A 21019-nucleotide genomic window follows, 5' to 3' on the forward strand; every position below is an offset into this window, starting at 1 on the left:
ATAGAAAAGAGGATCTAATTTTTTTTATTTCTCGCTATGAAAACAATAATATTCACAGCAGATAATCCTACTAAAATGTATATTGCTCTAGCAAGGAAGGGAACAAATCCAAAGATAAGACTAACTAAGTTAACATTTAACAATCCTAAAAGTCCCCAATTTAAAGCACCAATCAATACAAACACGAATGAAAGTTTGTCGATAATACTAAGCTTATACATAATTACCCCCAGACTAATATAATTATTCTATTTGTATAAATTATATTATAAATATAATATTTTAGAACTGTTTAATAATTTCTTTAAAGCGTATATAATGTTATGGTATATAAATTTATATACTAAAAAATAATTTGGAAAGTACAAATTAAGTATACGAACATTTTCATTACTTTTAGCACTATTGTATGTTATAATATGAATGAAACTTGTTTTATATTTAAAATTGTACGTATGGAGGCAGAATATGAGAAATTCTTATAATACACCATTAAATAGTAGATATGCATCAAAAGAGATGAGTTATTTATTTTCAGATGATATGAAGTTTAGAACATGGAGAAAGCTTTGGGTTGCACTAGCTGAAGGTGAAAGGATATTAGGAATCAATATTACAGAATCTCAAATTGAAGAGCTTAAATCCTATGTAGATAATGTGAATTACGAAGTGGCTGAAAATAAAGAAAAAGAAATACGACATGACGTAATGAGCCATGTATATGCATATGGGGTTCAATGTCCTAATGCGAAGGGTATTATTCATTTAGGGGCTACTAGCTGCTATGTAGGCGATAATACAGACTTAATAGTCATGAAAAAGGCTTTACTATTAATTAAGAAAAAATTAATTAATGTAATTAGTAAATCTTCAGAATTTGCATTAAAGTATAAAGATGTTCCTACACTAGGTTTTACCCATTTACAGCCAGCTCAATTAACTACTGTAGGTAAAAGGGCAACCCTATGGATTCAAGAATTAATAATGGATCTAGAAAATTTAGACTTTGTAATAGATAGAATAAAGTTACTAGGGGTTAAAGGAACAACTGGAACCCAAGCGAGCTTTATGAATCTATTCGAAAATGATGAGAAAAAAGTAAAAGACTTAGATAAATATGTAGCGAATAAAATGGGCTTTGAAGATACATATCCCGTTACTGGTCAAACTTATTCTAGAAAAGTAGACTCTATAGTATTAAATACTTTATCAGAAATAGCTCAAAGTGCATATAAATTCAGTAATGATTTAAGGATACTTCAAAGCATGAAAGAAGTGGAAGAGCCTTTTGAAAAAAATCAAATTGGATCCTCTGCAATGGCATACAAAAGAAACCCTATGCGTTCTGAGCGAATTAGCTCTTTATCAAGATATATTATAGTGAATTCATTAAATCCTGCTATAACAGCTGCAACACAATGGTTTGAAAGAACATTAGATGATTCAGCTAATAAGAGAATATCCGTAGCTGAAGCTTTCTTAGCACTTGATGGAGTATTAAATTTGTATATGAATATAGCTGGAAATATGGTAGTATATGAAAAAGTAATTACTGCTCATGTAAACCACGAGCTTCCATTTATGGCTACAGAAAATATCCTTATGGAAGCTGTTAAAAGGGGCGGGGACAGACAAGAACTTCATGAGAACATTAGAGTTCATTCTATGGCTGCAGCAAAACGCGTTAAAGAAGAAGGCTTAAATAATGATCTTATAGAAAGAATAATAAATGATGATAGTTTTAGGATGTCAAAAGAAGAGATATTTGCTGTAATTGACCCGATTAAATTTGTAGGTAGAGCTCCAAGTCAAGTAATAGAATTTATAGATGAATATGTAAAACCAATAATCGAGGCCAATAAAGATGCATTAGGAGTAGAAACTTCTATAAACGTATAATCCTTAGTATTGGATAGAAATTATACTATAAAAAGCTATCAGTGATGCAAACAAAACTGATAGCTTTTTTAGTTTAACGACATTTTAGAAGGAAAGTCTCCCAATTCTATAAGTAAGAGTTACATAACCTAACAAATAGAAAATTTCAGTGGTAGTATAAATCTCCTTTTGAAGTCGGTAATATTGTAGCTCCACAGGCCATGATTTCACTATAACTTTCGAAGAATAAAATTCAAATTGCATGTGGAAATAATAAAAATAATAAAAACATTTGTTTATTTTTATTATTTTAGAAAAATCAGGATTTTGCTCCCCCTCTTGTAGTATAATAATGTCGTGAAATGTAAGTTTCACGACATTATTATGATTTTTGGAGGTACTTATGAAATCGAATATAAATACTATTTATAACAATGAACTCCCACCGTTTCTAAATGATTATCTGAATTATTTATCTACTATTAAAGGATGTTCTAGTTCTACTGTTGTTGCTTATACTGCTGATTTATCATTGCTATTAAAGTTCTTAAAAATATACAAAGGTCTAGTCTCTTCAGAAAATGCTCTACCTCTTGAGACCATTATAATTAGTGACCTAACTTTAGATACATTAAGAACCCTTACATTGCAGGATTTATATGCCTATATCTCCTATCTTGGGAAATATAGGGCTAATGGTAACTACGCTAAAGCAAGAAAAATTGCATCTATAAAGTCTCTATTCAAGTATTTAACCACTAAGGCTAAAGTGCTAACTATAGACCCGACAATAGATTTAGAGTCACCAAAACTTGGTAAAAGAAGTCCTGTTTTTTTAACATTAAGTGAAAGTAAGGCACTACTCGACGCTACAAGCTCTAGAGATAAGCATTCTATTCGCGACCATAGTATTATTACATTATTCTTAAATTGTGGTATCAGGCTGTCAGAACTTTGTAGTATAAATATATCCGATTTTAAAGATGATACATTATCTATTATTGGGAAAGGAAATAAAGAACGAACCATTTATTTGAATAAAGCTTCATTGAAATCAATTTATAAATATTTGCCTATTAGAAATACGAACATAGATAAAATTCATTCTGAAGATAAGGATGCCCTTTTTATAAGTGGTAAATATGGAAGAATTAATAAACGCACTGTGGAGAGAATTGTAAAAAAATATATAGGTAATGCTGGACTTAATAAAGATAAGTATACTCCTCATAAATTAAGGCATACATCTGCTACTCTTATGTATAAATATGGAAATGTAGACATTAGAAGTCTACAAGAAATATTAGGCCATGAAAATATATCTACCACCCAAATATATACTCATGTAGATAATGATAAATTAAGAAATGCGGTTAAGTCAAACCCACTTTCTGATGAATAAAAAAAAGTATATATTACTATTAATGCATTATGCGTAATATATACTTTCTAATACTTATATTTTTTTTAGTCTTATAAGCCCTGGGAATTCTTCTTGAAGTAATCCTGAGTTATCATCTTCATTTTCAAGTAGCTCTTTTGCCCCGTCTATGTCATCTATAAATTCCCAAACCTCATTGTTTTCAGGTATGAACTCATCTTTATGTAGTTTTAAAAATTCATCGCTGGCTACCACTGAGTCATAATCTTCAAGTTTTGGTAGTTCATCATTTTCATTTTCATCATTATCTACTTCTTCCGCTAAATTAATTTCAGACCTGTCACAAATATTTTCGTCTACCTCTTCTACCCCTTCAATCTCATTATCCTCAAAAACTTCATCAATTTTTATAGCTTTTACATCGTAACCTTCCATTTCTAAGCATTTACCGCAATTATTACATTTCTTATTTGAATTTAATTCACAGACTTCACATTCTCCACAACTATTACAAATTTTCTTATTATTAAATATACAATTTTTAGACATACAACACTCCAATCTATTTATTTCAAATACTTTCATAATAGACTATTATAGCAAATATATTTTCAATAATCAAACACTAACACCCCTTAATAATGACTTATGTATTCATACATAATAATATATAATTTTTTATTTTTATTAATAACTATAAAACAGAACGTAAGTTTGATGTTATTAAATTTATATGGTATAATTATACTATGAATGGGAGGCGTTTACATGTTAACTGAAAAAAAAGATAAGCAAAGTGAAATATATAACTTTATAAAGAAACAGGTACAACTAAAAGGATATCCACCTTCAGTCAGAGAAATATGTGATGGCGTAGGATTAAGATCTACTTCGACTGTTCATGGGCATTTAGCAAGACTAGAAAAAAAAGGATTTATCCGTAGAGACCCTACCAAGCCTCGTGCAATTGAATTAATAAAGGATTCTGTCATAAGAAAAGAACTTATAGATATACCTATTATAGGGAAAATCACTGCTGGCAAACCAATACTCGCAGTTGAAAATGTTGAAGATACATTTACACTTCCTTTAAATTTCACTAAAACCAATAATGAACTATTTATGCTTAAAGTTTCTGGTAGCAGCATGATTGAAGCAGGAATATTGGATAAAGACCTTGCTATAATTGAGAAAATCAATACCGCTAAAAATGGCGATATAGTTGTAGCTCTTATTGATAATGAAGCAACTATTAAAAGATTTTTCAAGGAAAAAGATCATATAAGGCTTCAGCCTGAAAATTCAACTATGTCCCCTATCATAGTTGATGACTGTGTAATTTTAGGTGTACTTGTTGGTATTTACAGAAAGTATTAAATATCCACCTTTAAAGATTTTATGTAACAAAAAAGTCCTGCAATGAATATATCAATTGCAGGATTTTTTTATTCTATTATTAAGTCATAAATATTTACTTTCTAGTTCAAATAACTCTTGAAAGTGCTATTAGTATTCCAATTTTAGCATGATCAAACGTTAATCCACCCTGTAAATATGCTATATAAGGCTCTCTTATTGGAGCGTCTGCAGATAATTCTATAGATGCTCCCTGAATAAATGCACCTGCTGCCATTATAACCTTATCTTCATATCCTGGCATGTCCCATGGTTCGCATTGAACAAAAGAATCAATGGGAGACCCCTCTTGTATACCCCTACAGAAATTAATTAACTTTTCCTTATCATTAAATTTAATTGCTTGAATTATATCACTTCTTTTATCAGTATACTTAGGAAGAACTTCAAAACCTGCAAGTTCCATAATTCTTGCACAGAAAATAGCGCCCTTCAATGCTTCCATAGCTATATGTGGTGCTATGAATAGTCCTTGATATAAAGAACGCATAACTCCAAACGTAGAACCACATTCCCCTCCTATTCCAGGAGTTGTTAGTCTGTAAGAAGCTTGTCGTACATATTCTTCTTTACCTGCAATATATCCACCTGTAGGTGCAATTCCACCACCAATATTTTTTATGAGGGATCCAGCAACTATATCTGCTCCTACATCTGTAGGCTCCGTAACATCAATAAATTCACCATAACAATTATCTACAAAACAAATAACCTTTGGATTTATAGCTTTTGCAGCGCTTATAATATCATCTATTTCAGAAATTAATAATGCTTTTCTCCAGCCATATCCAGTAGATCTTTGAATATGAATTAGCTTTATTGACTTATCTTCAATCAGTGTCTTTTTCATTAAATCAATATCAACTTTAGAGTTATCGTTTAATTCTAATTGTTTATATTTTACACCATAATCTTTTAATGAGCCTATATCCTCCTTAGCATTTATACCTATTATATTAAGAAGTGTATCATAAGGTGTTCCGCATACCGATATCATGGTATCATTAGGTCTTAAATTACCAAATAAGGACGCTCCAATTGCATGTGTTCCATTTACGAAATGCGGCCGAACGAGTGCACTCTCACAATTGAAAATTCTTGCATATACTTTATCTAATGAATCTCTCCCAATATCGCCATAACCGTATCCAGATGAATTTGTAAAATGGCATTCGCTAATTCGTTCATCTTGTAGTGCGGTCAAAACCTTAAGTTGATTAAACTCTCTTATTTCATCAAGAATTTTAAACTCATCTTGTACATCTTGTATTGCTATATCATAGAGTTTTAGCGTTTTTGAACTTATTTTATACTTCTTTTGAAGGTATTCTTTTGTTATGTCTATCATGATTCCAGGTCCCCTTTTTATTATGTATATATTATGTGTTTTAAACTTTAACTACCGTAATAATAGTAACATAAATAATACCGATGTAGAATAGTTTTATTTATATATCAATCATATTAGTATGTATTTAATTGTCTCTTTCTTTACTATTACAGCAACGCAGGTGATGATTTAACTTTTTCAATAATCTCTTCAACAGTTTCCTCTAATTCTTTTCCAACTTTTTTATACTCAATTTCAGATTTTTCATTTTGATTTTTCATAAAATACATTAACGCATAATAAGTAGGCTTAAATTTATCCTTTAGCTTAAATTCAGCTTCATTAAACATTTTAAATAAGGAATTGTATTGTTTTTTAGCCATTAGAAAAATTAAATATTCATTAATAGATTTATTATATTTATCTGTATTATTAGCTGATCTTAAAAATAAGCGAGCTTTTTCTAAGGATTCTTCTATTCGATCATTAGAAAGTAAGGTTTCAGATAAAACATAAATGGTATTAAAATCATTTTCTTTTTTTTCACTTTTGTTAATTAGTTCCTCTTTATTGCACCAGCTTTCAAAAAAACCCACAAGCCATTTCACCTGCTGTTTTTCTTTTTCTCCCCCAAACCTCATCATATACCATATGTTAAAAAATCGTTCTTTTATTTTGTACATATAATTTTTCTTATTTACAGGTGTTTTATTTATTACTCCGTTTTTTTCTAATTGATTTAACTGAGCGGATACTTCTTTACTTTGCATTCTTATTTTATCTGCTATTTCTTTTGTGGTTATGGCATCAAAGCGTAAAGCTATAACATCAACAATTTCCTGTTGCACTGGAGATAACCTATCCATTGTATGTTTATAAAGAGGTGTTACTCTATCTAGTAATGTATCTAATTGTTTAAATACGGGTCCGTTGTCAACATTTAAAATATCGAAAAGTAATGCCATGATTCTTGGCACCCCACCTGTTAACCGCCTTAAAGCTTCTATTTTCCCACTGTTACTTTTAAGTATCTCATTTATACCCTTCTTATTAAAAATTCCACCTAACTTTTCAAAAAATTCCACAGTTTCTTCTGAATTTAATCCTTCTAATTTTATCAGATTAAAGAAGTTATAGAAGGGCTTACTATAATCAAAAGTAAATTCTAAAACTTCTGAAGATGCTCCTATAATTCGAATTTCAGCAGAGGTTAATAGAATTTCTCTAAGTTTTTGCTGCTCATAGATTTTAAACTTCTTTAGAATACCGAAAGTATCATCTATTAATAGTATTAATTTTTTATTTTTTTCTTTAAGTTTTTGCTCAAGTATTTTAAAGCATATATCTTCGTAGTCTTCTACCTCTGCATATTTATCCATTTCATCATAAAGCCCTACAAACTCATCATTTTCCATTTCAAGATTCGCAGCCGTTACCTCCCAAAGTTTAAACAGTCTCCGTATACTGTATTGCTCCTCAGGAAATATAACAGGGATAAACTTTGCTTTTAGCTGCTTATCTCCTTTTATTTCAAAGTATATTCTTTTTAATAAAGTTGTTTTACCATATCCTCTTTGACCTTCTATGATATAATGCTGCTCTGGATATTTCATGTCAGAATTTTTTATATCTTTAAAAATCTTTTGAAATTCTTTTTTCCTTATTACAAATCTATCAACTAATTCTTGATGCGATAAATTATTGGGATTATAAAAACTTAAAGTACTAGTTTGCATTTTTTTTACACCACCACATTCTTAATATAGGAGAGGTAAATGTATATAATTTTTCCTCCTCATCATTATTTATATATCCATCATCAATAATAGTATTTAAGAGATCTTTATATGTTTCGCAAAGATTATATTTTACAGCTAAATCATATATTTCGTTATAAGTTATCTTCTTAGCTTCTGTTATAGCTATTATGTTTAATACTTCTATAATAAACTTATAGTCATTATTTTTGTACACCTTAAGCCTCTCATGCCAACTGCTAAATTTATTATTTTCCTCTATCATCCGTTTAATTGCTATATCAACCGATTTATTATATATAGAGCATATTTGATCTTCATCATAAATATCCTGAATTTTATCCATAGCAAGTTGAATATAAAAAGGAATCAACCACTTAATTTCATGTAGCATATGATTTATAGTAGCGGTATCCATTGTGAAATCAAGCCCTTTAAGTAGTTCATTTATAAGACTTTTCCCCTCTAATTCACTTAGTGGAGTGACTTTTAAAATATCTAGATCATTTATAAACTTTGAAGAGTCCATTCGTCTTGCAATACCCTCGAGGCTTATGGACCCTGTATATATGAATTGAAATTTATTATTTATATCACTATTTTGTCTTAATGCTCTATTACTTTGAAGAAGATGAACTGCATATGTAGTGCCTTCATTTTGTTGAATATTTTCTATTGTTTGAGCAAATTCATCTATCATTATAATTAATTTGTGCCCTTCTAAATCAATAGATCTCATAATTTCTATAAACTTTTCATAATAATTAAGTTCAATAGTCTTAGTAAACTTAACAGTGTCTATGCCTACTTCGTCAATACTTTTAAAAATGGTTTTAGCTAAATCTTTAATTGAATTTATTACTTTGTCTCTTTTCTTTATTGAATCGCAATTTAAAATGGCCTTTACAATTTCCTTATAATACTTATTTTCGTTGTAAACAGACTCCGTAATTACATAGATTATATAATATTTATCCCTTGGGTTATCTTCTATATACCTCATTAAAGATGTTTTCCCAACCCTTCTTGGAGCTGAAATTATAATACTACTAGCTGAATCGATTTTTCTCCATAATTTATTTATTAAAATAGGTCTTTTAAAAAAATTTTCACCTCGTGCAGCTTGCCCTGTTGTAATTTTCATAATTAGCACCTCCGCAATTACTTATATTTACAATTATATCTAACAAAAAATATTTTGTCAAGCATTCTAACAAAATATTTTTTGTCAAAGTCAAACCCCTTATTCACTTTTTTTACAATTACTAAACAATTTAAGAAACATGTAACCTAACTACTTAAAATAATATCTGAGGATTACTATAGCAAATAAAACTTCCTATTAATAATATCAATCCTAAAATTCTAATAATTAAGATAGTTTTTTTAATCCCTAATTTACTAAATGTTTCTGGTGTTCCAAATGGGAATACAATAATACAGCACTTAATATCATAACGCCTACACATATGTTATTTTCTCATTTTATTATTTATGCTCTTTCCATAAACAATCCCCTATCTTCATTTCAGTAAAAACAGCCTTAAAAGAATTTTTACTTGGTGAACATGCAAGTAACCCAATATTAATTTCTTTTTCACCTTCAAACAAGTGGAAAATCCGCATCTGTTTGAAATTTACACCATCAAAGGAATTTTCAAGACAATAATCACTCTCTCGTCTGCTTAATCTATACCACATACAATTTACAAATGCTCCAATATCCGTAGTTGCCCAATCAGAATATCCATGATTTGTTACCACACTTCCAAGCCATGCAGTATTATTGTCATGAAATTCTATTCCTGCCTTTACCCAATTTTCACTGTTTTGATAAATTGCAACTCCACATTGGTCAAACAATGCTGTACTATTAAACTCTGCCTTTACTGTAAATGAAAAATATCTTTCATCTGTTGTAATATAAAGAACATGAGCATTATCATTTCTAAATCCATAATAAGTTCTTTGCCAAAAATCAGTGTTAGGGTCTGTTATAATTTCAACTCTATCTCTTCCAATTACATAATTTCGAGGTTTAAAAAACCATTTTTCTTCTTTATCACTAATTTCAAACATCTTAATCCTCCCCCAATTCAAATAACTTTTAATACATAATAAAATACAACTGCGTCGTAACTAATGTAATATTATCATAATTTACCACACTTTGGAACAATTTCCTCATAAATAAAGATCATACATTGTTTATATATACGCAACACTAAAATCAATTGTCCAAGCCATTTATATGTGAATTAGTATAGATAAACAAGCAATGTTGGCGCTACTACGATAATAATAGGGACGACTCATAGTCCCCACTTCATTGATATATCAATAATGTGGAGACTCAGTACAAGAAACGGAAAACAGTCCCATTTCAATAACTCTGTTACTTTATCTTTGTTTCCTTCAATATCAAATTTATCATCAAATCAACAAACTTGTCTGGTTCGTTTCTCCATGGCTCGTGCCCTGAGTGTTCAAACCAAATGAGCTCTTTAGAAGGGGCTTTTAGTGAATTGAAATACTCCTCAACCATTGTTGGTGACGCGTTGACATCGTGACGACCTTCCATAAAATAAACTGGAACATTTAATTTTATAGCTTGTTTTCGTAGATCAATATTGTATAACTGTGGATATACGTGATTAAAAGTAGTAACTAAACCAATTAGAAAATTTGCTTTATCGTATAACCCATATTCAGGACCTCCAATTTCGCTTAGTGTATTATATCCTGGTCGTTCAATTTCAAGATTTTTTGTTATATATTTACTCAAATACTGTGAGAGGGTAGCAAATTTCCAAACCATTCCTTTACCATAGTATGGGGGAAGACCTTGATTTTTCATTTTCTCAATTTGTTTTGTATCTCTGCTATCTTTTGCCATCTTAAGCACTAGTTCATACATACCAACATCGGTTTTAACGAATTCAACCATCTGACCAGTACCAATAAAAGCAGAAAATAGTTCTGGGGAACGTTGTACAAGCAATATACCTAGTGCACTTCCCCACGACTCACCAAGTACATATATCTTTTCTTGTTTAAATCTATTGCACAGATACTGTGTTAGCTCATGTCCATCAGAAATATATCGCTCAGGGGTAATTGATTTAAGAGGTACAGCATTAATTGACTTACTCGCCCCTGGTTGATCCCAGTTAACAACCACATAATTATCTTCAAGTTTTTTTAGTTGCTCTCTGGTTGCGGCTAGCTGTGTTCCACCGGGACCACCAGCTAGAAAAAGTAGCACCGGATTATTTTTATTTTTTCCATGAATAGTTATCCACTGATCACTACCACCTAGACTTACTTTCTCTAAGGTAGCAATACTACCCACTAATGGTTTGCCATTATCTCCAAGTATAGGTGGCGTGTATGCCATCCACTGGCTACATAGTATAGAAACAACATTCACAAATAATAATACTACTGCTACAATCAACTGACTCCGCAGTTTCAAAAGCCAGGGCGTTATCCTTGCTTTTTTACGTGTACAAACAGCAATAATTACTGTAATCAAAATTGAGATGAAAAGAGTTGCTATTGCTACAACCAAAGAAAGTATCAATATTAACGCAAACCCTAACTCTATAGGGACAGTTTTCATTGTAATCATAAGATGTGGGCGTATAACAATAATATACAAAGCGATTATAACTGCTGTGAGTAGCGGTAAAAGAAAACGTAGTTGAAGCAACAAATTGGTTTTTGACCCACGAGAAGTTGTATCTTTTTTAAATAATGATTTCATATTAGTCTCCCTTCTACAAATATTTAGTCTGTTTTCTCAGATACCTCCAATTCTTATTTGACACAAAAAAAAATGGAAAACAACCCCATTTAGTACCCCTTGCTATTACTATAACAAGGTATACTTAACTGGGGCTGTTTCTAATCTTAAATCCATCTTAAATTTTGGGGATATTGATAATAAACTCACACCCACAGTTTACCTCTGTGTTTAGACGAATACTACCTCCATGTGTTTCAATGATTTTTTTAACTATGGCCAGTCCGAGGCCTGTGCCACCTGTTTGTGAGTTTCTTGCCATATCCGCGCGTACAAATGGATTAAATATATCTTTTGCGATTTCTGAAGGCATTCCAATCCCATTATCCTTAAAGATAATAACGACTCCATCACCCTGCTCAAATAAGCTGATCATTAAGAGTGTTCCTTTGGGATTATATTTTATTGTATTAGAAACAAGATTTTGGATTACTCTATTCATCTGCTTTAAATCGATGTCAATAAAGATTTCTTTTTCTGGTATCTCAAAATCATATGTAAATTGTGCCTTATCAAATGTAGTTATAAAAAAACCTATTTCTTCCCTCATATACTCACATATATCAACTCTGGTTTTATTCAATAAATATTTCGAACTTTCCATTTTAGACAGCTCAAATAGGTTAGTAACTAAATTATTTACTCTTACGCTGTTTTCACATATTACTTTCATGTATGTACGGTATTCTTCTTTTGATAAATCAGGTTTGTTATAGCTAAACTCTGCATAACCCATAATACTTGCAAGAGGGTTTTTAAGATCATGAGAAATATTAAGTATAAGCCTTTTACGGTTTTCTTCAGACTGCTTTCTAAGATATATTTCCTGTTCAATTTGTTCTGCCATTTCGTTAAATATATATTCTAATTCTCCAAACTCATTTTTCAAATTAAGCTCAACTCTTGAAGAATAATCTCCATCCTTCAATCGACCAGCACTGTTACAAAGTTTCTTTAATGGGCTTATAATGCTTATAGATGATAGCTTTGAATATATCACGGTGCATATTGCAAGCAGTATGAAGTAAAGTAAGGTAACAGCAACAATAACACCAACTACTCCCTGTTTATCAACGGAATTGTATTCTTTGTTGTATACGAAATTCAAATCAATTCTAATAGAAGTTGGAAACGTCACTACCAGCCAAAATTGCTTTTTAGAATTATATTTAATACTATAGCTATAACGTCTTTCAATACTTTTACTCTTCATCAAAAAATCAGTAAACTCCGCTGTGGTAAGTTTACCTTTTGAAATAGTGTTAAGCCCTAAAGAATATGCAACTTCATAATCGGTGTTAATTACCTGTACACCGCCGCCATTATCAATAACCTGTTCTACGTCAATCCTTTTATAATCATCCTTCATTAGGCTTTCTGCGGTATAATTATTCTTAACAAGATTCTTGGATATAACATCGTTTGTAAAACCTAAAAGCATAAGTGCGAATAGAGCTATCATTATGGAAATAATAAACATGAGGACATAGTTTGCTAAGAATCTGCTTTCTATTTTTCTGTTCATAAGCTAACCGTGCTCTGTTTATGAAACTTATATCCAATACCCCTAATGGTTTTGACATATTCCGGATTTCTTGGATCAGTCTCAATCTTATTTCTGATATGACTTATATGCACCATAATGGTGTTATTGTCACAATAAATATCCTCATCCCATACTGCCTTGTATAACTGCTTTCTGGTAAAAACCCTTTCCGGATTCTCCATAAGGTACTTAAGCAACATATATTCTTTTGCATTCAGTACCACCAGCACATCCTCTTTATAGACGCAGCAGGCATCTTTATCCAAGCACAAGCTGCCATACTTTATTTTGGAGAATGCGTGCGTATTTTGCACCGAGTATTCAAGGTTTCGCCTAAGCTGTGCACCAACTCTTGCAAGCAGTTCTGGCATGCTAAACGGCTTTACTATGTAATCATCAGCACCAATCCCGAGTCCTAAAATCTTGTCCATATCATCACCTCTAGCGGTTAGAAATATGACAGGAAGATTACTTGTTTGACGGATTTTTCGTAGCAGATTGAATCCATCCAGTCGTGGCATCATAACATCAAGGATAGCAATATCAATTGCTTTGTTTCGTATGATTTCTAAAGCCTCAATGCCATCCTCTGCAGCAAATACAGAGTATCCCTCCTGCTCAAGCTCTAACTTTAAAAGGATTCTGATGTCCTTTTCATCTTCTGCGATTAATACATTCAAAAAACCACTTCCTCATCGTGTATATTTGTTTGCGCTGATATCAACATCTACTCCTCCTTAATTAATGCCTACCTTTAAACAAAATAACTTTTATGTTTCCTCAATCTACATTTACGCTTGTTCAACAAGCAATTTAATATTTTCTTCCGTTGAAAGCAAGGCATTTTGTATACTATCGAGCTTTTCTTTCAGTGAACCTATTACATTTTCTACATTGTTTGCAACACGATGTACACTATCTAATGATTCACAGATCCTTGATTGTACAACCCAATCAGATATAAGACCATCAATAAAATAATCTGCAAATGTTTCGAAAGACCCAATATTTATATCTATATTCATTATTAAATTCACATCGGATAATTCATTTTGGAATCGTATCAATGCAATTTTTGTATTATTTGCATATTCCTTAGCTTCATCAATATGTGAGTGCTTAGCTGCAGTTGCAAGTAAGCCTCCTCCTAGTATATCCCATGTTCCCCAGCCTTCAGCGCTTTCAAGAGAATTTTTTACCCGTCCAAGTTCAATTTGTACAGCCTCACCTGACGCAATTGCTTCCTTCAATTCTTTCTTCTGTGCTTCAAGGTCAGCTAGGTTGTCTATAAGTTGAAGTAACTTTTGAGATTTACCATCATTTAATCGCAGTATAAACTCTTCTTTGTGCTTCAATACAGTTTCATATTCACACTCTACGCCAAGTAGACTGTTTAATGAATCTTTATACGATACAATTTCCCTCTCTAATGCTAAAACTGATTTACAACACTCATCATACTTTAACCTAGCAGAAAGCAACTCTTGCCTCTCTTTTTCAAGCTGTTGATGTTTACTCCCGAGTATCGAATAAAATATACTAGTAATACTTAATGATTCAAGTTTTTTGACATCCTTATCCTCATCTTTAAGAATATTTTCGAGCTCTATCTTTCTATCTAATTCTTTTTGCAACACTTCCCTAGTCTGGTTAACCGAACTTTGAAATTTCTTTTTTCTCAACAATTTTTCTTTGACATTTATAAGTTCCCTGTTAAGTTCTTCAAACATACTAAACTCCCTTTCTGCATATAACTTTTTTATACACAATAAAGTACAATACGACCATGATACTTTAAATATTCATTAATAATTAGTTTAATTTGCTACCGGACTCCCAAACTGACTATTATAGAGTTTTTCATAGAAACTGCCCTTTTTCATTAACTCATTATGGGTTCCTTGTTCTATAATATTTCCTTCATCTATAACCAATATTAAATCTGCATTACGAATAGTTGAAAGTCTATGTGCAATAACAAAGCTAGTTCTTCCTTTCATTATATTCCTCATAGCCTTTTGAAGTAATATTTCTAATCTAGTGTCAACTGAACTAGTTGCTTCATCTAATATTAATATTGCTGGATTTGATATTATAGCTCTTGCTATAGTCAAAAGTTGTTTCTCTCCTTGAGATATGTTAGAAGCCTCTTCGTTTAGAAACATGTTATACCCATCTGGAAGTGTTTTAATAAAGTGATGTACGTTAGCTATTTTAGCCGCTTCAATAATTTCTTCCTTGGTAGCTCCAAATCTACCATACTCAATGTTTTCATAAATTGTTCCATTGTATAGCCAAGTATCCTGAAGAACCATACCGAATATAGAACGTAAATCTTCACGTTTCATATCTCTAGTATCCACTCCATCTATCTTTATAGCTCCCCCTTGAATATCATAAAATCTCATTAATAAATTTATTAATGTTGTTTTACCTGCTCCTGTTGGACCTACAATAGCAACCATCTGACCACTTTTTATCTCTGCGTTTAAGTCCTCAATTAAAATCTTATCTCCACTATATCCAAATTTGACATGTTCAAAAGTAACATTTCCACGTACATTCGCGAGCTTTATAAAAGAGGCTTTATCTGGAATCTCCTCCTTCTCATCTAATATTTCAAATACACGTTCAATTGCCGCAAAGGCTGATTGTATTGCAGCAGATAATTGTGTTACTTGAGAAATTGGTTGGTTTATTTGCCAGATATAACGAATAGATGCTTGAAGATTACCCACTGTCATTATTCCATTTATAGCATATGTTGCGCCAAGAATTCCAATGGCTGCAATTCCTAAATAACTTACCAAAGAAACTAATGGAGAAATTATACTAGATATAAATTGCGCCTTAAATCCAGTATTAAAAAGTTCTTCATTAATATTTTCAAAATCTTTTATAGCATCTTCTTGCTTTCCATACAGCTTTATTTCATTAAAACCAGTATATATTTCTTGCACTTTACCATTTAATTCCCCCAAAACATTTTGCTGTTTATAAAATAAATTTTGTGATTTACTTACTATAAATTTTGACACTAAATAACTTATCGGTATTATAAGTATAGCTACCAATGCAAGTTTTATATTAATTGTAAACATCATCGCAATAGCTAGAGTTATTGCCAATATTGAATTTATAACTTGGCTAAAACTCTGTTGAAGTGCATTAGAGATAGTATCTATATCATTTGTTATGCGGCTCAGCATATCCCCATAGCTATTTTTATCAAAATAACTTATAGGTAATTTTCTAATTTTACCTTGTACAGCATTTCTTAAATCTTCCATAGTGTTTTGAATAGAATTAGTTAACAACAAACTTGCTGCATATGTTGATAATGTTCCAAATATATAAATAAAAGCCAATATTACCAATACCCTTAAAATATAATTAAAGTTAACTGAAGCTCCTTTTATACCTTTTGCTATATTCACAACATCTTTGGCAAGACTAGTTGTAATTAATCCCTCTATTTTTGGAGCAATAGCAGTAAAAATAGACGCTACTACTATAAATAAAATTGCGCCAATCAGTGCTCTCCTATATGGTTTTACGAAGGGAGAAATTTTTCTTATATTATCCGTTAACTTTTTCATTGTTCCAGTTCCTCCTTTGTAAGTTGAGATGATGCAATTTCATAATAGATTTCGCAGGTTTTTAGTAATTCTTTATGAGTTCCTATTCCTACTATCTCGCCTTCATTCAATACTATAATCTTATTAGCATCAATTATGGATCCTATCCGTTGTGCAACCATTAAAACTACGGAATCTCTAGTTTCGTCCTTTAACTTTTCTCTAAGCATTGCATCTGTTTTAAAATCTAAAGCGGAAAAACTATCATCAAAAATATAAATTTCAGGCTTTCTAACTAATGCTCTTGCAATAGATAATCTTTGCTTTTGACCTCCTGACATATTAGATCCACCTTCACTTATTAATTCTTCAAATTTTTTATGTTTACTATTAATAAAATCATAAGCCTGGGCTACCTTAGCCGAATGTTCAAGTTCTTGTTTATCTGCAGCAGCTTTACCAAATTTAATATTAGTGCCTATACTGCCAGTAAACAACAATGTTTTCTGAGGTATAAACCCCATTTTTTCACGTAGTGCTTTTAAATCATATTCTCTCACATCTACGCCATCTATCTTTATGCTACCCTTTGTAACATCATAAAATCTTGGAATTAAATTAATTAACGTACTTTTCCCACTGCCTGTACTTCCTATAAATGCAACTTTTTCTCCTTTTACTGCTGTAAAGGATATATCACTTAAAACTGGAATCTCTCCATCTGGATAAATAAAGGTAACATTATCAAACTCCACAATCCCCCTAATAGCCGTATTTTTAACACCATATTTAGGATTTTTAATAATAGGCTCTTCAGCTAATATCTCGTTAATTCTATTAGCTGAAATTTGTGCTTTTGGATACATGATAAACATCATTGAAAAAAGCATAATTGAGAACATTGCATGAAACAAATATTCTATAAATGCTACCAGTTGTCCAACTTGTAGCGTTCCTGCATTTATCATTTTGCTAGAAATCCAAAAAATAGCGAGCACTGCTAAATTCAACAAGAAAAAGAAAGTTGGCTGAGAAATTGCCATAAGCTTATATAACTTCTTAGATAGATTTGTATACTCATTGTTAATTTCTTCAAATCTTTGGTTTTCATGATCATCGTTACCAAATGCCCTAATTACTCTCGCTCCAGTTAAATTTTCTCTTGATATTCTATTTAATTTATCTAATTTTTTCTGTTGCTTTTCTGATATTGGATAAGATATCTTAGATATAATAATTACCCCAAGCACTATGAATGGTACCGTTATCGCTAATACTACAGACAAATGTAAGCTCGTTCTTATAATCATTACCAAACTTACAATAAACATAACCGGTGCAAGGAATGCTACTCTTAATAATGTATTTGTAAATTGTTGTAATTGAAAAACATCATTGGTTGTTCTGGTTATCATTGACGATATCCCAAACTTATCATATTCACTATGTGAAAATTCCTGAGATTTTTTAAAAATATCGTTTCTTAAATCTCTAATCATACTAGTAGAGATTTTTGAAGAACAGTATCCTAATAATATTGTACCCATGGCTCCAACTATAGATATTCCTACAATTACAATACCCATATGCTTTGTGTATTCTATATCCTTATTAGCTATTCCTGTGTCAATCACTCTAGCCATTATTGTTGGAATTCCTAATTCCACTAATACAAATCCAAAAACGGATATTATATTCAGCACTAGAAGCAGTTTATATTTTTTTATATATTTTAATATTAGTTTCATTCCTTCTATCCACTCCTTTTTTAAGTACACTTGAAATCTTGTTGCAATAATATTATAATAAAGTATACAGTTACCGTATAGTCAAGAGGAGTAATTACTATGAATGAAAAATTTAATAAATATTTTAATACTGGAGATTTTGCGAAGTTATGCAATGTAAAGAAACAAACTCTTTTCCATTACGATGACATTGGCATTTTTTCCCCTGAAATAAGAGATGATAACGGATATAGATATTATTCCTATCAACAATTTGATGTTTTTAATGTCATTACTATTTTAAAAGAAACACATATGTCTTTGAAGGAGATTAAAGCTTATCTTGATAATAGGAGCCCCAACACATTAGTTGAGTTATTTAAAAATAAAGTATTGGATATAGATATTGAAATAGAAAATCTAAAAAGAATACGTAAACTTATGGAAACAAAAATTTTTATAACAGAAAATGCGTGTATAATAGATTATTCTAAGATTAGTTTAGAATTTTTTGATGAGGAGTATCTACTTCTTAGTAATTCGATTGAAAATGTAAGCCATAAGGATTATTTTAAAATTGTGTCAGATCATATGAATTATTGCACTTTAAATAATCTTAACTCTGGGCATTCTATTGGAGCGATGATTAGTAAGGATAATATATTAAAAGGAGTAGCTGAAAATTATTCCTTTTTATATACAAAGCTAGATTCTAATAATGATCTTGTTTTTACTTTTACTAAACCAAAAGGACTCTATTGCGTTGCGTATCATGAGGGCGACTATAATGCTATCGACAAAACCTATAATAAAATACTACAATTTTTAAAAAACTCTAATATAGCTATAGGAAAATATTCTTATGAAGAATTTCTTTTAGATGAAGTAACAGGAAAAGGCTACGACAATTATTTAACTAAAATTTCAGTTGAAGTTGAAATCCCTATTTAAGTGAAGAACTTAAAAAAATCTACGTCATTTATGGCGCGGACCACCTTTGATAATCTTATCTTTTATTTAAACAAAAAGTAAAAACCACGCTCCTTATCGTATAACTTATCTTACTAATCCTAAATTTACTAAAAAAATGTTATAATTACAGAAACAAAGATTACGAATATTCCACTTAGAATTAACAAAATTGATTCTCCTTTTTTGTTATTAATATATGAGTCATACCCATTTGATATGCTCAAGATACCTAATAATAGTAATGCAATTGGCATTATAATTTTTATATTAATGATATTAAATAAACCTAAAAGCGATAATGTAATAACTATTGCTGAGATTAATATTTTTATAACTCTAGCTTTTTTCAAGTTATTACCTCCCAATAAAAATAATCTTCTCAATTTTCTACAAATGTTTAGGTATCATGGATTTATGATTGACGACGAACAATATTTTACAAGTTTGACATATTACCGTTATTTTTTTAACGAAGACCTTACTTTTTAAAAAATAAATTTTCCGCTAACTACGATATTCCCTACACTAATCAATTAAGTATTCATTTTTCCATCTTCCTATTATAGCCACACTCAGTATAGACATACCCTGTCCTGTTCATCTAATTTCTTTAAAATTCTTGCAGTTGTTTATGCTGAACTTTATAAAAATCGGACTTAACACAACCACACATTGTGCTCATGCTCTTACCATATTAAATACTTTAAAATCACAAAACATATCCCTGAAATAACAATCGACCCAATTACTGATATTACACTTCCCTTTAAGAACCCGATAAAATGGAATTTATAATCTTTGTACGCTTTATTTCCCTCACTCCCAGGAAGTACAATAAACTTCGGCTGCCAAGTGCAAAAAATAAGCCAGTCCATCACGATTAAATCAAATATATTCCAACACAGGCAGACTATAAGTATATGGCAAAAGATTATCCAATAACTTACTTGATTTTTATGATATGTATATATCCCACTCCAAAATATAAAAGCTACGATTAAAAGCATCGTTATTGTTTCAAACATATATGCAGCTTTTTTATTTGTAAATGGAGGAAGATTAATAACCTCCTGTAGTACTTTTGGATAATCTTGTAGAAATAAATGAGGCCACTTTATTTCAATAAATGTAACCGTACTGCTCCACATAAGTGCCCAAATTAATCCATGTATTAATGCTGTTCCCAAATTCACTAACATACACATCCTTTCATCTTCACATTATAGGCATATCCTGTCCAATTCATCTAATTTCTTTAGTAATTCTTACAATTGTTTATGAAAAACTTTATGGAAATTGTGTACTAATTAAAACTAAATATTACGCTCATTTGTTAAAATTGTTGACACAGTTTTTTATCATCAATCATAGATTTATGATTGATTCGCTTATTCTTACATATAATAATCAAATCTGCTACAAATGTTCCTAATAAAGAAATGAAAGTATATATAAAACAATAAATTAGAAAAATTGAACCCATTACAGTAAATGTTTCAATCAAACAACATATAAAGCTAATCAATAAAATAATCACCCTTTTTTTTACTATAAGTTCTAATCCTAAAGATAATACAAAAACTAATAATGGATATGTGAATAAGAGCATTCCCATTGGGTCATTTTTAG

Annotated in this window: 19 protein-coding genes; 4 read left to right on the plus strand and 15 right to left on the minus strand. The window is 30.6% G+C overall.

The window, feature by feature from the left end; all coding sequences use genetic code 11:
• Positions 1-14: 14 nt before the first annotated feature.
• Complete coding sequence (locus ACWJJ2_RS03945; protein ID WP_165412978.1) at positions 15-221, minus strand: DUF378 domain-containing protein; 207 nt, start codon at positions 219-221, stop codon at positions 15-17.
• A gap of 247 nt (positions 222-468) precedes the next feature.
• Here ACWJJ2_RS03945 and purB point away from each other — a divergent pair, with 247 nt between their 5' ends.
• Together purB and ACWJJ2_RS03955 are read left to right on the plus strand one after the other, a co-directional pair.
• Positions 469-1899, plus strand: a complete 1431-nt coding sequence (purB, locus tag ACWJJ2_RS03950; RefSeq protein ID WP_216304027.1) for an adenylosuccinate lyase — start codon at positions 469-471, stop codon at positions 1897-1899.
• Positions 1900-2281: 382 nt separating this feature from the next.
• Complete coding sequence (locus tag ACWJJ2_RS03955; protein ID WP_216304026.1) at positions 2282-3280, plus strand: tyrosine recombinase XerC; 999 nt, start codon at positions 2282-2284, stop codon at positions 3278-3280.
• A gap of 54 nt (positions 3281-3334) precedes the next feature.
• Here ACWJJ2_RS03955 and ACWJJ2_RS03960 read toward each other — a convergent pair whose 3' ends face one another.
• Complete coding sequence (locus ACWJJ2_RS03960) at positions 3335-3808, minus strand: hypothetical protein (RefSeq protein ID WP_216304025.1); 474 nt, start codon at positions 3806-3808, stop codon at positions 3335-3337.
• A 219-nt stretch (positions 3809-4027) separates the two neighbouring features.
• Between ACWJJ2_RS03960 and lexA the strand changes: the two genes are divergently transcribed.
• Complete coding sequence (gene lexA, locus ACWJJ2_RS03965; protein ID WP_216304024.1) at positions 4028-4636, plus strand: transcriptional repressor LexA; 609 nt, start codon at positions 4028-4030, stop codon at positions 4634-4636.
• A gap of 106 nt (positions 4637-4742) precedes the next feature.
• Here lexA and ACWJJ2_RS03970 read toward each other — a convergent pair whose 3' ends face one another.
• The 10 genes from ACWJJ2_RS03970 to ACWJJ2_RS04015 form a co-directional block, all read right to left on the minus strand.
• Positions 4743-6023, minus strand: coding sequence for a methionine gamma-lyase family protein (locus ACWJJ2_RS03970; RefSeq protein WP_220319690.1), 1281 nt, complete (start codon positions 6021-6023; stop codon positions 4743-4745).
• A gap of 149 nt (positions 6024-6172) precedes the next feature.
• Positions 6173-7741 (minus strand): ORC-CDC6 family AAA ATPase, encoded by a 1569-nt coding sequence (locus tag ACWJJ2_RS03975; protein WP_462953864.1) that lies wholly within the window; start codon positions 7739-7741, stop codon positions 6173-6175.
• On the minus strand, positions 7731-8906 hold the full coding sequence (locus tag ACWJJ2_RS03980) for an ATP-binding protein (protein WP_462953865.1): 1176 nt from the start codon (positions 8904-8906) through the stop codon (positions 7731-7733). Before ACWJJ2_RS03980 ends, ACWJJ2_RS03975 begins: the two co-directional genes overlap by 11 nt.
• A 344-nt stretch (positions 8907-9250) precedes the next feature.
• On the minus strand, positions 9251-9841 hold the full coding sequence (locus ACWJJ2_RS03985) for a DUF1349 domain-containing protein (protein WP_216304020.1): 591 nt from the start codon (positions 9839-9841) through the stop codon (positions 9251-9253).
• Between the two features lie 316 nt (positions 9842-10157).
• Positions 10158-11528, minus strand: a complete 1371-nt coding sequence (locus ACWJJ2_RS03990; RefSeq protein WP_462953866.1) for an alpha/beta fold hydrolase — start codon at positions 11526-11528, stop codon at positions 10158-10160.
• Between the two features lie 157 nt (positions 11529-11685).
• Positions 11686-13092, minus strand: coding sequence for a HAMP domain-containing sensor histidine kinase (locus ACWJJ2_RS03995; RefSeq protein WP_462953867.1), 1407 nt, complete (start codon positions 13090-13092; stop codon positions 11686-11688).
• Positions 13089-13793: a response regulator transcription factor gene (locus ACWJJ2_RS04000; RefSeq protein ID WP_220287155.1), complete on the minus strand. Its 705-nt coding sequence runs from the start codon at positions 13791-13793 to the stop codon at positions 13089-13091. The genes ACWJJ2_RS03995 and ACWJJ2_RS04000 overlap by 4 nt, the downstream gene beginning before the upstream one ends.
• Positions 13794-13904: 111 nt before the next feature.
• Positions 13905-14843: a hypothetical protein gene (locus tag ACWJJ2_RS04005; protein WP_462953868.1), complete on the minus strand. Its 939-nt coding sequence runs from the start codon at positions 14841-14843 to the stop codon at positions 13905-13907.
• Positions 14844-14930: 87 nt separating this feature from the next.
• Positions 14931-16712, minus strand: coding sequence for an ABC transporter ATP-binding protein (locus ACWJJ2_RS04010; protein WP_462953869.1), 1782 nt, complete (start codon positions 16710-16712; stop codon positions 14931-14933).
• Positions 16709-18439, minus strand: coding sequence for an ABC transporter ATP-binding protein (locus ACWJJ2_RS04015; RefSeq protein WP_462953870.1), 1731 nt, complete (start codon positions 18437-18439; stop codon positions 16709-16711). Before ACWJJ2_RS04015 ends, ACWJJ2_RS04010 begins: the two co-directional genes overlap by 4 nt.
• Before the next feature lie 99 nt (positions 18440-18538).
• On the opposite strand from ACWJJ2_RS04015, the gene ACWJJ2_RS04020 reads away from it, so the two are divergent.
• A complete protein-coding gene (locus ACWJJ2_RS04020) occupies positions 18539-19369 on the plus strand; it encodes a MerR family transcriptional regulator (protein WP_462953871.1) in 831 nt (276 codons plus the stop codon).
• A gap of 128 nt (positions 19370-19497) precedes the next feature.
• On the opposite strand, the gene ACWJJ2_RS04025 is transcribed toward ACWJJ2_RS04020, so the two are convergent.
• The 3 genes from ACWJJ2_RS04025 to ACWJJ2_RS04035 form a co-directional block, all read right to left on the minus strand.
• Entirely contained in the window at positions 19498-19740 is a 243-nt protein-coding gene (locus ACWJJ2_RS04025) for a hypothetical protein (RefSeq protein WP_462953872.1), read from the minus strand.
• A gap of 336 nt (positions 19741-20076) precedes the next feature.
• On the minus strand, positions 20077-20589 hold the full coding sequence (locus ACWJJ2_RS04030; protein WP_462953873.1) for a hypothetical protein: 513 nt from the start codon (positions 20587-20589) through the stop codon (positions 20077-20079).
• Positions 20590-20723: 134 nt separating this feature from the next.
• On the minus strand, positions 20724-21005 hold the full coding sequence (locus tag ACWJJ2_RS04035) for a DUF2651 family protein (protein ID WP_462953874.1): 282 nt from the start codon (positions 21003-21005) through the stop codon (positions 20724-20726).
• Positions 21006-21019 lie beyond the last annotated feature (14 nt).

The sequence above is a fragment of the Clostridium sp. CM039 genome (genome assembly GCF_055081075.1).